Here is a 15,370-nt window from a genome sequence, read left to right as displayed (position 1 = left end):
AGAACTAGTTCATAATCAACATTCGCTGTTAAACCTTAAAATAGTTCTAAAAAACACTGCCAATTAGCCAAATTTTGGTTTTTTTTTGCGGATATTGACTGGAAATTACAAATTGATGTATTCCGCTACTTAGAAGTTTATGCGCATCTCTTTCCAGCAACAGATTTTATTTGGAATAATCTTCTCCATTGTCCTCGTTGTTGTCGTCGGGCTTACCTCTTATAATGCGATCAGGATGCAGCAGGAAAACACCGGCTGGGTCAATCACACGAGAGAAGTCATGGCCAACTCCACTTCTGTCAGAAACCGGTTACTTACAGCAGAATCCAACCTCCGGGGATTTGCAATTACAGGAAATGTAACCTTCGAGAACAATTACCGCGCTGCTGTTGACAATGTTTGGTCACAACTTGAGGCCATGCGCAGGTTGGTAAGAGATAACAAGAGGCAAGTGGGCCGCCTGGATACGCTTACGCCATTGATACAAGTGCGTTTGGATCTGATGTCGGAGCAATATGAAATACTGAAATCCGGAAGTTACCGGCCCGATACGGTCAAATCGATCATTCTGAAAGGAAAAGTGCTTTCTTCTCAGATTGATTTTGTATTCAAAAGGATAGAGAATGAAGAGGTGGGGCTGCTTGAAGAACGGGAACAGGAGGCAGCTGAAAGCTCTACCCGTGCAACCCGGTACATTCTTTTCGGAACGCTGGCATTTCTGTGCGTCATCTTCCTGCTCTACTATTTTATAAGAACAACTTATAATGCACAAATCGCTTCGGAGAACGAAACAATCAAGGCCAATAAACAACTCGAACAGCTTTCGGTTGAAGACCAGGAGAAAAACTGGATCTTAAACCATGCCGTTGCGCTTGCCGAGGCGATCCGCGGTGAGCCAACACAGCATGAACTGGCCAGAAAGCTATTGAGCAAGCTCGTTGAAGTGACCGGTTCGCCAGTAGGAACAATGTATCTCGTTAACCGAACAGGTGAGCAATTGGAACTTGCCAGCAGTTACGGAATAGACGGATCGGTGTGCGTGCCTGAGGCGATCGTTTTAGGTAAAGGGCTGCTCGGACAAATGGCCGCGGACCGGGTTAGCATTAAAAAAATCTCCGTACCAGCAGGATACCTTAAAATTGCGAGCACAACAGGAAGCGCAGATCCGGCAGTGGTTTATATCAAAACCATTGCATTCGAAGGTGCGATAACGGCAGTGATGGAAGTGGGATATTTGAATGATCCCGGCGAAAAAGTATCCAAACTGTTGGAAATGGTTTCGGACAATGTTGCCGTTGCCGTCATGGCGGCGCACGCACGCCAGACCACAAACGAGTTACTCGAAAAAACCCAGTTACAAGCTGAGGAACTGGAAAGCCAGCAGGAAGAGCTTCGCGTTACGAACGAGGAGCTCATTCGCCAGACATCGCTCTTGCAAGTTTCCGAAGAAGAACTGAGGGTGCAGCAGGAAGAATTGAAACAGATCAATACAGAGCTGGAAGAGAAAGCTTTTATGCTTGAAGAGCAGAAGAGCACCATTGAGGAAACCCGGGACCAGATACAGATCAAAGCCGACGAACTGGAAAAAAGCGGCAGGTTTAAAAGTGAGTTCCTGGCCAACATGAGCCATGAATTAAGGACGCCGCTTAACAGCATTCTGATCCTGTCCAGGATTTTGGGGGAAAACAAAGGGGCGAGACTGAATGAAGAAGAACAACGTTACGCCTCGGTTATTTTTAATTCAGGAAACGACCTTTTGACGCTTATTAATGATATTCTGGACCTTGCCAAAGTAGAATCGGGCAAGATCGAACTGATATACGAGCAGGTTAATACCGAGCTTCTGGTGTCTGAAATCAGGAATACATTCCAGAAAATTGCTGAGAACAAAGGATTAAACCTTAAAATAGAAAAAGCGCCATCCTGTCCGGATATTTTGTTTGTGGATCAGGTCCGGTTGTTGCAGATCATCCGTAACCTGGTTTCCAATGCGGTGAAATTCACGTCTGCGCCGGGCACCGTTTCGGTGAACATTCGTCAGGAATCTTCCCACTTGTTCTTTGAGGTTTCCGACACGGGCATCGGAATTGCGCCTGAAAAACAGCAATCTATATTTGAAGCATTCCAGCAGGCCGACGGTTCCACGAGCCGGAAATATGGCGGAACAGGTCTGGGGTTGTCGATCAGCCGCGAGCTGGCCAATCTTTTCCAGGGCTCTATCTCTCTAAAAAGTGAAGCAGGTGTAGGATCCACATTCACGCTCAAGATTCCCGTAAAAAACGAGGTCGAAAATTCAGGAGAAATCGAGGTGCCTGTGGAAGTTGTTAAGGCGGCGGAGCCGGTTAAGCCAACCCAGGCATATGACAATGGCAAAGCACATCGCCTGCTGTTGGTAGAAGACGATGAAATATTCGCAGCCGATATGTACGCAAAAGCGCGTGAAAGCGGGTTTGAGGTTGTTGTCGCAGAAACCGGTAAGAAAGCCATGGAGCTCGTTTTGAGTTTCCGGCCCACGGCTATCATTCTCGATATGCATTTGCCGGATATGTCCGGGGATGAAGTTTTAAAAGCGCTTAAAGCCGATTCGATAACCAGTTCTATTCCAGTTCACACGGTTTCGTCCGGCTCATATCTGGACATGGATATGGTGAAGGAAGGCGCGATCGGTTTTATGCAAAAGCCGGTGGACGAGAAATCGGCAGAACACATTTTTACTTTGCTCAAACTGGAATCCGGCAAAACGGAAAAGCAAAAGATCATGCTCGTTGAAGACGATCAGTATCAAAGCAAATATCTAGGCGATTTCCTGACTGCCAACAACTTTTTTGTACTCTATGCATTTTCAGGAGCGGAAGCAATGTCCATTCTTAATACAGAAACGGTTAACGGCATCATTCTCGACATCCGGCTTTCCGATATGAACGGACTGGATTTTCTGGATCAGATTAAGAAGAACCCTGCATGGAGCGCAGTGCCGGTGGTTGTGAACACGGCCGAAGATCTCAATCAGGCTGACCTGACAAGGGTCATGAAATATGCGCATCCGGTTGTGATGAAGACAAGGAAGTCCAATGAACGTTTATTGGATGAGGTGAAACTGTTCCTCAAAAATATTCAGCCTAAAACGGTTAAAGCACCCGAAAAACGGGAGGCATTCAGCAATCCGGTGGTTCATGCCGAAAACGTATTTTTAGGTAGAAAAATCCTCCTTGCCGACGATGATATGCGGAACATTTTCGCATTAAGCGCGGTGTTGGAAGAGGCTGGTTTTAAGATAGAAATCGCCACAAACGGAAGAGAAGCCATTGAAAAGCTGGAAGCTGCACCGGAAATCGACCTCGTGCTGATGGACGTGATGATGCCGGAAATGGATGGGATAGAAGCCACGCGCAAGATCCGGGAAGTGAACAGATGGGCCAACCTGCCGATTATTGCGGTCACCGCCAAAGCCATGCAGGGAGACCGGGAACAGTGTCTCGCTGCTGGCGCAAACGACTACATTTCAAAGCCGGTAGACGTGGATAAGCTGCTTGCTTTAATCAAGGTGTGGTTGCATTCCTCGTAACATATGGCAGTACTAGAATATACCCAGCTCGAAGAATTGATCATCCGCATCCGTGATATCTCCGGTTTCGATTTTTCCGGTTATGCACGGCCTTCGCTGCTGAGAAGGGCCGGGCGTTATCTTGCAAAACATGATATGGACCTCGTCGGGCTCCTAGAGCACATTGAACCCGGCGGAAGCATTGTGTATGAGCTCATCCAGGAACTTACGGTTAATTACTCAGAAATGTTCCGCGATCCCGAATATTTCAAAAGGGTCAGGACAGAAGTTTTCGGTTACCTGGAATCCTATCCGGCGTTGCGGTTCTGGGTTGCCGGTTGTGCATCCGGCGAAGAAGCATTCTCCATGGCCATCATGCTGAAAGAAGCGGGACTGCTGAGCCGCTCGCTGATATACGCCACCGATCTGAGCAACAAAGTGCTTGCTTCGGCAAGAGAGGGCGTCTTTACGCTCGGAAACACAAGGACATTCTCAGAAAGTTATATGCTGGCAGGCGGCAAGCATTCCCTGTCCGATTATTACCACGTTGCTTATAACCAGGCAGTTATTTCGCCTGAACTTAGAAGAAACATTGTTTTTTCATTACACGATCTTACGGGCGACGGTGTTTTTAATGAATTCCAGTTTATCAGCTGCCGCAATGTGATGATTTATTTTACGCTGGAATTGAGGCAGCATGTTTTCCGGCTGTTGTACGATAGCCTGAGCATGTTAGGCTTTCTTTGTTTGGGGAAACGAGAGACTTTGCGTTATTCGGGGCTTGAAGCTCATTTCAAGGTAATCGATAGTAAACTGAACATTTATCAGAAAATAAAATGAACAGTGCGAGGGATGAATCGCTAAGTCTTGTACTGATTGGCGGCTCGTCCGGAAGCTTTGTGATCTTTGAGGACATTATCAAGCAGTTGAAGAACCCGATTTCGTTTGCCGTCATTTTTGTATTGCACAGGGGAAAATACAGTTCATCGGTTCTGCCCGATTTATTTAAAACTAAAACCGACGTTAATATGAGCGAGCCGCATCATCTTGATCCGATCACCGCAAACAGCATTTATTTTGCATTGCCGGATTATCATTTGCTCGTCGGTGAGGACCACCGCTTTTATTACGACCATACAGAACCGGATTTTTTTTCCCGCCCGTCGATCGACGCCACTTTTATTTCGGCGGCGCTGTCCGGCATTCCCGTGAAAGCGGCAATGCTGTTTTCGGGTTCTAGCCAGGATGGTGCCGAAGGGCTGAAATTGTTAGCTGAGAAAGGGTTTCCTACCTATGTGCAAGACCCGGAATCTGCTGAATTTCCAAGAATGCCGCAGGAAGCTTTGTTAAAATACCATCAACATAACCTGTTAGAGGAGGATAAGTTTTACAAAACGATCGCCGACTTACTTTCATAGCATTAATTAAAATGGAAAACACAAAAATTCTGCTGCTGGACGACCGGGAAGAAAATCTGATTTCGTTAAAGGCGATTCTTAGCAGGGATGATATTGAAATATACTCCACAACTTCCGCGAATGAGGCACTACGCATTGTTTGGGAAAATGAAATTGCGGTAGCGCTGGTCGATGTGCAAATGCCCGGCATGGATGGTTTTGAATTTGCTGAAACATTATTATCCAATCCCAAGACAAAAGAGATACTCATCGTTTTTGTAACCGCTATTTCAAAAGAGACTACTTATGCCGTGCGGGGATTGAAGACGGGCGCAATTGATTATCTGTACAAACCGCTCGATCCATACATTACCAACGCAAAAGTTGATTCGCTGATCAGGCTCGCCCGAAGTCAGAAAGAGATCCGTGATAAAAATAAGCTGCTGGAAAATTACGCGACGATCATTCTTAATTCTCCCGACATTATCGCCACCGTTGAGCCGGAAACAGGCAATATTATTTCTGTAAACCCTTCTGTTGAAACGATCTTGGGTGCGTCTCCGAACCATTTGGTAGGAACAACGATCCTGGACCTGCTGGTGGACCCCCTAAATTCATCTCTACGCGAAGTTCTAGTTAAGAAAAGTTATATCGGAGGGGAAACAAATGTGGTGGAAGACCGGTTTTTTGGTCGTTTACGGCAGCCGGTGTGGCTGGAACTGCGTATTATGTACAAAAACAGACTGCTGTTTGTAAATCTGCATGATGTTGAGAAGAGAAAGGCGCATGAGCGGGCGTTGATCGATGCACAAAGCCAGGCTGAAAAGGCCAGAAAAGTGAAAGAGGCGTTTCTTGCCAACATGAGCCACGAAATCCGGACGCCGCTGAATGGCATCATCGGGATAGGTAACTTGCTGAGCGCTACGCAATTGGACGAATCTCAACGGGATCTGCTCGGCATGCTGCGGCAATCGTCCGGTTCGCTCCTGAACATTCTCAACGACATTCTGGATATTTCCAAAATTGACGAAGGCAAATTCTCAATTATCCCAACGTCCACTGACCTCCGTGCCCTGGGAAAAGGCATCATTGATCTCATGCGGTTCAAAGCGGATGAAAAAAATCTGACATTAAAATTGGTTACGGATAACCGGCTTCCCGACTGCGTAATGGTTGACGGCATGCGGCTGAACCAGATCTTGCTAAACCTGATTGGCAACGCCTTAAAGTTTACCCAGGCAGGCCATGTAACTTGCAAAATGGAACTGGTGTCAGAAACGCAATTAGGCCACAAAATCAAAATCAGCGTCGAAGACACGGGCATAGGGATGTCGAACGAGCAGCTGGCCAACATTTTCTCCGAATACGGACAAGCGTCCGAAAGTATATCGCATCAGTACGGCGGAACAGGCCTGGGGCTTACGATTTCTCAAAAACTCGTGCGGCTCATGGGAAGCGAACTGGAAGTGAACAGCAAATCCAACGAAGGCAGCCAATTCTTTTTTACGCTGATCCTGCCGGATGCGAATGAGAAAAGTATCGAGATAAAACCCTCGATCGCGTTTCAGGATCTGCCGCCGTTTGAAGGAAAGACCGTTCTTGTAGCCGAGGATAATCCCATCAATGCATTGCTTTTGAAAAAATATCTCAAGACCTGGCAATTGGACACAACCATGGTGCTAAATGGTAAAGAGGCCGTTGACGCATTAAGGGAAAGGATTTTTGACCTTATTATCCTGGACACCCGTATGCCGGAAATGGACGGTTTTCAGGCGGCCAGCTTTGCCCGCAAGCAGCTTATGGTCAAAACACCCATTCTTTCACTCTCAGCCACCGTATTGCCCGAAGAAGTGCAGCAAGCGCTGGAATCCGGCATGAACGATACATTATCCAAACCATTTGAACCCGAAAAACTGCATAAGAAGATCGCCGTTCTGCTGGGCGGGGATGACCGTGGCTGAAAATTTGTTCCATAGTTCTGGTAAGGCTGAATAATATTGCAACGATTTATTTTTGTTTGTAGTAATGATTAATTGAAGGATTTCGTTTATAAAATTAGTCATAATCGTTATTTACAGACAAAATGAAAATTATAAGAAACAGTTGGTCCCTGCTGTTGCTCGTTGCCCTCGCCGGATGCAGTTCTTCCAAAACGATGACTTACGAATCGAAGTGGAATGCGCCCTTCTCATACGTGGATGAAATCAAACCGGATCAGCAAGATCAGAAGTCAAGACTCAGATATGGCATCATCAATGATGAACATTACGTTTATCTGACGCTCAAAACAAAGGATCCGACAACCATTCAGAACATTCTTTCAAGCGGCCTGAAAATCTCCTTCAGCCCCGACGGACAGAAGAAGGATCAGTATTCGCTCTTGTTCCCGGTTGTGATGAAAGAGGACAGGAAAGCGCTCAAACGCGTCGACACCGATCTCCCGAACAGCCTGGGCCTGGACCTGCTTCTGGATTCCTACAATAAGGAAGCGGTCTGGAAAGATAAGCAAGGACAGCATTTCATTAACCTGGTGGCTCAGGACGGGAGCATCAAATCCAAAATTCTGATGGACCAGAATGGTGAGCTTACAGAGCAAATTGCGATCCCGTTTAGTCTTATGGGCGTGAATGCGAAGGAAACTGCCATGCTGGGCGTCAACATTAAAGTGGACGGACAGTCATCACAATCCGGATTCAGTCCCCGCATTGGCATAGGTTTAGGAGGAGGAATCGGAATGGGCGGCGGAATGGGCGTGGGTATCGGTTCAGGCGGTTATAATTCACGGTATAACGGCAACGACCGAAATGTCGACATCAAGTTGGAAGTTCAGCTTGCCCGTGCTAACTAGCATTGCAAATGGAAGTCCGCCGGCGCTCCGGCGTTCCGGCGGACCAAAACGTTAGATTGTGAACAACAGCAACATTAAGCGATTACTCGGTTTTTTAAAGTTCAGAAGAAACTTCATCAGATACAGCCTTAACAAGGCACGCAGTTATGAAATTGTGCTTTTCTGGTTGAAAAGTGTGCTCACACGATCCCAGTTTTTGATCTTGTCGGGTATTTTGGTCGGCATCACATGCGGCCTTGCTGGCGTGATCCTTAAATCGCTCGTTCATTACATACATTATGTGATCACCTACAAGGTTTATTTTGAGCAGCAGGTTTTCTTTTACATTTTGTTTCCCTTTCTGGGGATTGTGGTCACGACGCTGGTTGTGATTTTTGTGTTTAAAGGCCAGGATAAAAAAGGCATTCCTGTCATTCTGTATGAAATCGCCCAAAATTCGAGTGTGGTTTCCTCTGTCAAAATGTACTCTCAGATCGTTCAAAGTGCAATCACCGTAGGGTTGGGAGGGTCGGCGGGTTTGGAGAGTCCTATCGCCGTAACAGGCGCCGCAATCGGTTCTAATTTTGCACAGACTTACAAGCTGGATTACCGCGAGCGCACCTTACTGCTCGCTGCGGGTGCAACGGCGGGAATTGCTTCTGCTTTTAATGCGCCCATAGCCGGGATGATGTTCGCGTTTGAAATCTTGCTCACCGGCGTCGTTTTTTCCGACTTCATTCCGCTTGTTGTGGCTGCGGTTTGCGGAAGTTTGATTTCAAGGATCCTGTTGCAGGAAGATGTGCTGTTCCAGTTCAAAACCCGCAGCCCGTTCGATTACCACAACATTCCTTTTTATCTTGTCCTGGGCGTTCTCTGCGGCCTTTATGCCAGGTATTTTGTTTTAATTGCCAAATACATCGACGAGTTCTTTCACGGGCTGGAACTCACCCGCATTAAAAAAGCGATGCTTGGAGGCGCAATCCTGTCGGTTTTGTGCGTGCTGTATCCGCCGCTATTTGGCGAGGGTTACGACACCATTAAGGCAATCACAAACGGGCAAATACAATCCGTTATCGAGAACAGCTTGTTCCGCTTCATTGGTTACCGCGAGTGGGTGGTTGTGGTCTTCGTTGCATTGATTTGTCTACTCAAAGCATTCTCCGCTTCGATCACCATTTTCAGTGGCGGTAACGGCGGAAATTTTGCACCCTCGCTCTTTGCAGGCGGCTCGCTCGGTTACGTGTTTGCGCTGGTTTGCGTGCAGCTCGGCGTGACGGATGTGCCCATTAATAACCTCGTGATTGTAGGCATGGCGGGTGTAATGAGCGGCGTTCTTTATGCGCCTTTGACCGCTATATTTCTGATCGCGGAATCCACCTTCGGCTACGACCTCTTTATTCCGTTGATGATCGTTTCCGTTATTTCTTTTTTGATGGCAAAATGGTTTTCCCCCATTTCTCCTGATCTGCAAAAACTCGCAGAACAGGGCAAAATTTTCACCCGCGAGCACGACCGCAATCTGCTCTCGTTGCTGCACATTCTCGACCTGATCGACAAGGATGTTCAGACCATTCATGCGCACGCAACACGGGAAGATCTGGCTGAGCTGGTCCGGGCCGGAAAGCGCAATATGATTTCCGTGGTGGACGAAGAGAAAAAGCTGCTCGGCACCATTTCCCTTGACGACATTCGTCCGTTACTTTTCAACCCGGACCTCTACGATATGCTGACCGTTTCAAACCTGATGAAAGTCCCGTCCGTCGTAATCAGTGACTTCGACAGCGTGGTCAGCGTCATCAAAAAATTCGACGACACAGGCGCATGGAACCTGCCCGTGGTGAAGACCTCCGGCGAGTTTGTCGGCTTCATTTCCAAGTCCGCAATCCTGAATAGTTACCGCCAGTTACTACGCGCGCATTCGGGATAAATGACATTGCTCACCGTAATGCTCAACTTCGAATAAAAATCCTTTTTTACGAGGCTCGGAATCTTAAGAGTCCAATGCCGGAGCCATGGAATCTCGGTAGCCAAATCGGGTCACGGCGGAAACACGAAAATGCCGGAGGCATAAAATCCTGGTAGGCAAAAACGATGGCGGCAAACCAGCACGAAAATGCCAGAGGGACGAAATCTCGGTAGGGAAAAACGATGGCGGCAAATCAGCACGAAAATGCCGGAGGCATGAAATTTTGGTAGGGGAAATCGATGGCAGCACACCAGTACGAAAATGTCAGCGGCATGGAATCTCGGTAGGGAAAAATGATGGCGGCAACCAGCACATAAATGCCGGAGGCATGAAATCTTGGTAGGGGAAAACGAGTCACGATGGAAACGCAAGAATGCCGGAGGCATGTAACAGGATTGGGGTTGCATTTTTGTGGTGGAAGCGTGGGTAAAGTCGTTGCATCGCTCCGCGATTTTATGGAATGCTAGGATGGCTTTTTTTGCTACCAATATTGCGTCGCTCCGCGACTTTTCGTTTTGCCTGGCGGCATCTTTGCTCTGTGCTTTTCGTTTTGCCTAGCGGCATCGTTGCATCATTGTGCTTTTCGCCTAGCCTGATGTGCATCGTTGCAATATGGTGCTTTTCGTTTTGCGTGATGTGTAGCGTTGTACGCGCCTGCCGTTTCCTACGCGAACATCGTAGCGTAGCGTTGTCAATCACCACCGTCAGATTCAAGAAGAAAAAACGACTTCCTTCTGGCAAGATTTACACCTCAAAATCGCAGTATAACAGCTACCATTACGCGCTGAATTCCAGCAAAAAGCATTTCACTTACGCCCGCAAAAAACGATCCACGTGAAACATTGCTGAAATGGTGCTCAGAGATATCAAAAACGCACTTTTTATGAAAAAATAATGCAACGACTTGTTTGACAATGCTTTGAACTTGTTATATATTTGCTAAATACTTGAATAGTCAACTATTAATCAACAATAAAACAAACACATTTCAATTATATGTCAACCATAGCGCAGCCCTTAAAATTGTTCCTGAACCTAACCACAGTTCAAGCCTTGATTACCAAGCGATTCGACTCCAAACTGAGTAGCCACGGCGTTAGTTTGAACGAATTTTTGATCCTGTTTCACCTCGGAGAAGCGCCGGACGAAAAGATGCGGCGTGTGGATTTAGCAGAAAAAATTGGCTTAACAGCCTCCGGAATCACCAGAATGCTGACACCTCTGGAGAAACTGGGCATGGTCAAGCGGGAGGCAAACAGCCGCGATGCGCGGGTGTCTTACGTGAAGCTGGCCAATGCCGGCAAGCGGGTTTTGACTGAGGCGACTTCAACAGCCGAAGGTTTGGCAGACCAGATTCTAGCGCCCGTCAAAACTAAAAAACTGGATGAGATCTCAAAAATGCTCCTGGAATTGGGCGGGACGATTGAATAGAAGCGGGACGATATTCGGATCAATTCGTACACAAAAAGGAAAACCCACCGGATTGCTTGACGGCGTCGGTGGGTTTCGTTGTTTCCAGCGTACTGAGGCGGTTTTACTTCGCTTTTCGGACGTAAATATTGCCATTCATATTCTTCATCATAATTTCGCTTCCACCGCCATTGATCTTGCCTTTTACCCAGTCGTCGATAGACACTTTGTACATGCCATCCTTGGCACTCCGCGTTGCCTGCGGAGTGCTTTTATCCACGTCCACGTCGAAGTCGCTGTAAATTTCACCGCGGTCGGATTTCAGTTTTACGTCGAACTTGGCAGTGGCCGGAATCGTCACATCCACGTTGCCATTGAGCGTAGAAAAAGCCATGGGCGAGGACGTGTCGATGGTCTTGAAATTGGCTTTCAATGTTCCGTTAATGGTGTTCGCAACAGCCGAGCCGGAGATGTTGGTGAGCGTAATATCTCCATTCACATTTTGGATTTCCATCTCCCCGGAAACATTGTCAATGACGATGTCGCCATTGTTTATCGTGCCTACTTTCAGCCCGAATTTCCGAGGCACCTTGATCTCCAGAAGCATTGTTGTGTTGACCATTTTGGTAGTCAGTTTTACAACATTATGCTCCTCCGTCGCCGTTAGTTCCAGGCCACCGTTCCGGCTGATCCGCTTCATGCCGCCAGCCGCTTCGCTCTTGGGTTTTTCATCATTTTCGGGGCTCTTAACAACCGCGTCGATCACAACCTGATTGCCCGAATAACCCGTCACCCGGATGGTCCCATTGATGAGATTGACTTGCAAAGATCCCGGTTTTCCAGCGTCCGATAACGGGACGACAAGCTGCTCTTTCGCGCCCGTTTGCGCCTGGGTAGGACTGGCAAAACAGGCTAGTAAAGCGGCAATCGAGAGGGTTAATAGTTGGTTGGTTTTCATTTTTGTTATGATTGTTTTTTAATATAAATATTCCCGTTGAAAGTTTCAAACTTGTAGGTCGGGCCACCTTTTCCGATGCGGATCCTGGTTTCTGTACTGAGCTTGTAAACCGTTTTATTCGGCTTATTCTCCTCATTTTTTATCACCTTTACCGGAAGCGATTCTGTGTTTGGAAAGTCTGTGTAAAATTCGCCATTGAAGCTTTTAAACTGGCAATCTGCCGAGAATGCTGACGGGTAACTGATCTTGATATCTCCGTTCAATGTCTTAAAGTCAGATTCTCCGGGAGGCAGCGACACGTAATTGGCAACCACATTGCCGTTAATGGTCCGCGCAATTGCGGCGCCTTTTGCATTCTCAATGGTAATGGCCCCGTTCACATTGCTGACCCCTAACGTGCCTGTAACGTCCTTCACATCCACATCGCCACCGTTCACAGTAGAAACGTGTATGCTCATTGCGTACGGCACTTTTACAATGAAGTCCAGTTCAAAATCGTATTCGATTTTTGGGCCATCCCAGTTTCTTCTGCCATGATTGGGCCGCGAGTCGAACGGTTCGGAAATGTAGGCGGTAATGCTGTCCGCTTTCTGGTCAAAATTAAGCTTAAACTCCTGCCTGCCCTTGTCCAGGATCTCACTTGTTTTGCCTGTTATGGTTTTATCAATTTCGACTAGAACCTTATCTCCGTCGTAACCTTCCACTTTTATTGAGCCATTGATGTTGTAAATGGCCAGGACATTGGTCGTCGGGCTTTGCGTCAGGTTAAACTCTTTGCTTACATGTTCCTTGAATTCAAGCTTTTGTGCGGGAGCCTGGGTACAACAAAGCACCGCTCCCGCTAATAAGGGGATTGCAAAATATTTCATGGCTAACAGTTGGATTATGGTTTATTTAAGATAGTTCCTTGATTGTCTGCTCGATCTTGTTCTTAACCAGATCATTCAGCCCTTCTCTATCGAGTAATTTGCGCAGTTCTTTTACAGAGCCTTTTTCCTGTAATTTCACCATCACATCGGCCAACGCAACCTGCACCATCGGAGAATCCTGGACTGCAAGCGATTTAACCAAACCTTCCCTCACCACCGCGTCCGTAGCAAATTGCGTCAGCGCTTCCAGAGCCACGAGGCGCACATTCACGTTGGCATCGTTGTTTAATGTGGTGAAAAGCGCATTAATCACCTTCTCGTCGGCGTGCGTAATGTCGCTTGTATAACCCACGGCACGAAGTCTTTCAGTAGCAGAAGGATTTTCAATCAGCGCCAGCATCATGGTGCTTTTCATCTCCTCCACCTGCGTCGCCAGTGTTTCGATTTGTGCCTGGTAGGCCGTTGCGGACACATTGTTTTTGCTTGTTTTATGACCTATTACCCATCCTAATCCAACCAGCAAAAGGCTAAAAGCAACCTGGATAGTCCATTGTGGAAGCAGGAACTCACGGAGTTTTTCAAGCAGAGCCTGGAAAGAAAATGGCTTGCTGGTTTCCTCTGCGGCTTTAAAATCATCCAGCATGGCGTAAAAGCTGACCCGCATCTCTTCCCGCGGTTCCGGCACTTTCATTTTACCCAGACTTTCCCAAAGCTGCTTGTCGGCCGCAAATTCTTCCCGGCAATTCCCACATTCGGCCAGATGGCGTTCCACATTATTGCGGTCGGCTTTATCCAGGTCGTTGTGAAGCCAGTCTTCCAGTTTATCTTTTGCATGTTCGCATCCCATGTCCCTATCGTCTTTCATTTGTAAAAAACATTTTTTTCAACTCTCCCAATGCCCTGTGGACCCGCACTTTCACTGTCCCCTCATTGATGTTTAAAACCTTTGCAATCTCATCGTATTTCATTTCCTGAAACCGGCTTAATACAAGCACTTCGCGGTAATCGTCGCTTAGTCCGGCCATGGCTTTATGCAGGAAATCGGCATTTTCTTTTTTCTCAAATCCTTCATCGGCCAACGTTCCTCCGCTGAGCTTATCGGCCATTTCATGCACGTCGTAATGGTCAAAGGACTTGTTTTGTTTGACGGAATCATTGAGGATATTTCTTGCCAAATGATACATCCACGTTCGAAATTCACCCTCGCCTGTAAACGTATGCTTGTATTTAAGCATTCTGTAAAATACATTCTGCACCAGATCCTCACTCACATCCCTTTTGTGCGTCATATGATAGAAGAACGCAAACAAAGGGCGGTTGTACCGTTCGAAGAGCAGGCCCATCTTATCCAGATCTCCGGCTTTAACCCTCAGCATAAGTGAATTATCTGTCAGCGTATTCAAACGGTTTGTCTTTTGTGGTGATCCTGATGTGGAAACTGGAAGCGAAGGAAAAGGTTACAGGAATTTAGAAATATTTTCCGTATTTGCTTATATCTTGTTGTATATTAATGTATTAACATCACAAAAAAAGCCGGATAACCGGCCTTTCTGTTCATCGGATGATGGTGATGTGATTGGAATAAACCTCAAACCGGCACCCTGGCGCCTGGTCTTTAATGACCTGATTGGCTACAAAAGAAAGAATTTCGTCACGTCTGGACAGCGGCGTTTTTGTCTGGATCTCCCAATATTTTTCTTCCGGAATAAGGAAAAGCACGACTGCATTTCCAGCGGCGAACTCCCAATCAAAATCAATTGCAATCTCACTATTTCGATAAAATATCTTCCCGCCGCGACCATCCTGCGTGTAGGTAACTGCCGGCGTTGATACGCCCTGCTTTTTAATGCTGCGCGAAGTAAAACTGCGTGGGGCCAAAAAGCCAGTTACAGGGTCGCGAGGCAGTTTAATGCTGGCAGTTTCCGGCTTATACGAATGCTGTAAAAGGTATTCCGAACCTTTAATCACAAGCTGATCATTGCTTGGAATGCTGGTGCTCTCTACATTGGAAAAGCCTTCCATAAGCTTGATAAACCGGATCTGATGCGTCCAGCCATCGGGCCAGGAAGCCTCAATGGTGTAGGAACCGGGCTTGTAAGGAAGCGTATCGATCAGCATCATTGTACCGCCATTCAGCCGGTCCTTTACTTGCAAATCCTCCATGATCGCACCCGTAACGTCGTCGATCAACTGGTAGGAGCCGGCGTCGTATGCATATTTGGGCATGTGAAAAACAAGCTGCTGGCAGTCGGGATAATGGATGACCTGCACTTTTTCAGCTTCCACAACGCCGTTTGTTGCAATCCCCTCGGCTTCGGATTTGGTTGGATCTTTATAAAAGTTTGAAACTTTGGTCAAAAGACATTTTCCGAAATAGGAATTAGGGTTTTCAGACATGG

12 protein-coding genes are annotated in these 15,370 nt (G+C 47.0%); 7 read left to right on the top strand and 5 right to left on the bottom strand.

What is annotated here, in order from left to right; all coding sequences use genetic code 11:
- Nucleotides 1–139 precede the first annotated feature (139 nt).
- The 7 genes from MUK70_RS07650 to MUK70_RS07620 all read left to right on the top strand — a co-directional run bounded on the left by MUK70_RS07650 (nt 140) and on the right by MUK70_RS07620 (nt 11,165).
- Nucleotides 140–3,565 (top strand): response regulator, encoded by a 3,426-nt coding sequence (locus MUK70_RS07650; RefSeq protein WP_244784751.1) that lies wholly within the window; start codon nt 140–142, stop codon nt 3,563–3,565.
- A gap of 3 nt (nt 3,566–3,568) precedes the next feature.
- A complete protein-coding gene (locus tag MUK70_RS07645; RefSeq protein WP_234605061.1) occupies nt 3,569–4,384 on the top strand; it encodes a CheR family methyltransferase in 816 nt (271 codons plus the stop codon).
- On the top strand, nt 4,381–4,962 hold the full coding sequence (locus MUK70_RS07640; protein WP_234656025.1) for a chemotaxis protein CheB: 582 nt from the start codon (nt 4,381–4,383) through the stop codon (nt 4,960–4,962). Before MUK70_RS07645 ends, MUK70_RS07640 begins: the two co-directional genes overlap by 4 nt.
- Nucleotides 4,963–4,973: 11 nt before the next feature.
- Complete coding sequence (locus MUK70_RS07635; RefSeq protein WP_234656026.1) at nt 4,974–6,902, top strand: response regulator; 1,929 nt, start codon at nt 4,974–4,976, stop codon at nt 6,900–6,902.
- A 122-nt stretch (nt 6,903–7,024) separates the two neighbouring features.
- Complete coding sequence (locus MUK70_RS07630) at nt 7,025–7,789, top strand: hypothetical protein (RefSeq protein WP_234656027.1); 765 nt, start codon at nt 7,025–7,027, stop codon at nt 7,787–7,789.
- Between the two features lie 58 nt (nt 7,790–7,847).
- Nucleotides 7,848–9,695 (top strand): chloride channel protein, encoded by a 1,848-nt coding sequence (locus MUK70_RS07625; RefSeq protein ID WP_234656028.1) that lies wholly within the window; start codon nt 7,848–7,850, stop codon nt 9,693–9,695.
- Between the two features lie 1,035 nt (nt 9,696–10,730).
- The gene (locus tag MUK70_RS07620; protein WP_234605055.1) at nt 10,731–11,165 is read left to right on the top strand and encodes a MarR family winged helix-turn-helix transcriptional regulator; all 435 of its coding nucleotides are present in this window, start codon (nt 10,731–10,733) and stop codon (nt 11,163–11,165) included.
- Between the two features lie 103 nt (nt 11,166–11,268).
- Here MUK70_RS07620 and MUK70_RS07615 read toward each other — a convergent pair whose 3' ends face one another.
- The 5 genes from MUK70_RS07615 to MUK70_RS07595 all read right to left on the bottom strand — a co-directional run bounded on the left by MUK70_RS07615 (nt 11,269) and on the right by MUK70_RS07595 (nt 15,368).
- Entirely contained in the window at nt 11,269–12,102 is an 834-nt protein-coding gene (locus tag MUK70_RS07615) for a DUF4097 family beta strand repeat-containing protein (protein ID WP_234656029.1), read from the bottom strand.
- 5 nt (nt 12,103–12,107) lie between these two features.
- Nucleotides 12,108–12,971 (bottom strand): DUF4097 family beta strand repeat-containing protein, encoded by an 864-nt coding sequence (locus MUK70_RS07610; RefSeq protein ID WP_234656030.1) that lies wholly within the window; start codon nt 12,969–12,971, stop codon nt 12,108–12,110.
- Nucleotides 12,972–12,996: 25 nt separating this feature from the next.
- Entirely contained in the window at nt 12,997–13,836 is an 840-nt protein-coding gene (locus MUK70_RS07605) for a zf-HC2 domain-containing protein (RefSeq protein WP_234656031.1), read from the bottom strand.
- Nucleotides 13,823–14,347, bottom strand: a complete 525-nt coding sequence (locus MUK70_RS07600) for an RNA polymerase sigma factor (protein WP_234656032.1) — start codon at nt 14,345–14,347, stop codon at nt 13,823–13,825. Before MUK70_RS07600 ends, MUK70_RS07605 begins: the two co-directional genes overlap by 14 nt.
- 178 nt (nt 14,348–14,525) lie before the next feature.
- Nucleotides 14,526–15,368, bottom strand: a complete 843-nt coding sequence (locus tag MUK70_RS07595) for a hypothetical protein (RefSeq protein WP_234656033.1) — start codon at nt 15,366–15,368, stop codon at nt 14,526–14,528.
- Between the last annotated feature and the right edge of the window lie 2 nt (nt 15,369–15,370).

The organism is Dyadobacter chenwenxiniae (assembly GCF_022869785.1).
Taxonomy (GTDB): domain Bacteria; phylum Bacteroidota; class Bacteroidia; order Cytophagales; family Spirosomataceae; genus Dyadobacter; species Dyadobacter chenwenxiniae.
Note: the sequence above shows the minus strand (reverse complement) of the source record. Positions and strands in the feature narration are given on the sequence as shown.

Coding starts and splice junctions, on each gene's coding strand:
- MUK70_RS07605 (WP_234656031.1), bottom strand. CDS start 13,836: ATGAAAGACGATAGGGACATGGGATGCGAACATGCAAAAGATAAACTG.
- MUK70_RS07630 (WP_234656027.1), top strand. CDS start 7,025: ATGAAAATTATAAGAAACAGTTGGTCCCTGCTGTTGCTCGTTGCCCTC.
- MUK70_RS07650 (WP_244784751.1), top strand. CDS start 140: ATGCGCATCTCTTTCCAGCAACAGATTTTATTTGGAATAATCTTCTCC.
- MUK70_RS07610 (WP_234656030.1), bottom strand. CDS start 12,971: ATGAAATATTTTGCAATCCCCTTATTAGCGGGAGCGGTGCTTTGTTGT.
- MUK70_RS07620 (WP_234605055.1), top strand. CDS start 10,731: ATGTCAACCATAGCGCAGCCCTTAAAATTGTTCCTGAACCTAACCACA.
- MUK70_RS07640 (WP_234656025.1), top strand. CDS start 4,381: ATGAACAGTGCGAGGGATGAATCGCTAAGTCTTGTACTGATTGGCGGC.
- MUK70_RS07615 (WP_234656029.1), bottom strand. CDS start 12,102: ATGAAAACCAACCAACTATTAACCCTCTCGATTGCCGCTTTACTAGCC.
- MUK70_RS07595 (WP_234656033.1), bottom strand. CDS start 15,368: ATGTCTGAAAACCCTAATTCCTATTTCGGAAAATGTCTTTTGACCAAA.
- MUK70_RS07600 (WP_234656032.1), bottom strand. CDS start 14,347: ATGCTGAGGGTTAAAGCCGGAGATCTGGATAAGATGGGCCTGCTCTTC.
- MUK70_RS07645 (WP_234605061.1), top strand. CDS start 3,569: ATGGCAGTACTAGAATATACCCAGCTCGAAGAATTGATCATCCGCATC.
- MUK70_RS07635 (WP_234656026.1), top strand. CDS start 4,974: ATGGAAAACACAAAAATTCTGCTGCTGGACGACCGGGAAGAAAATCTG.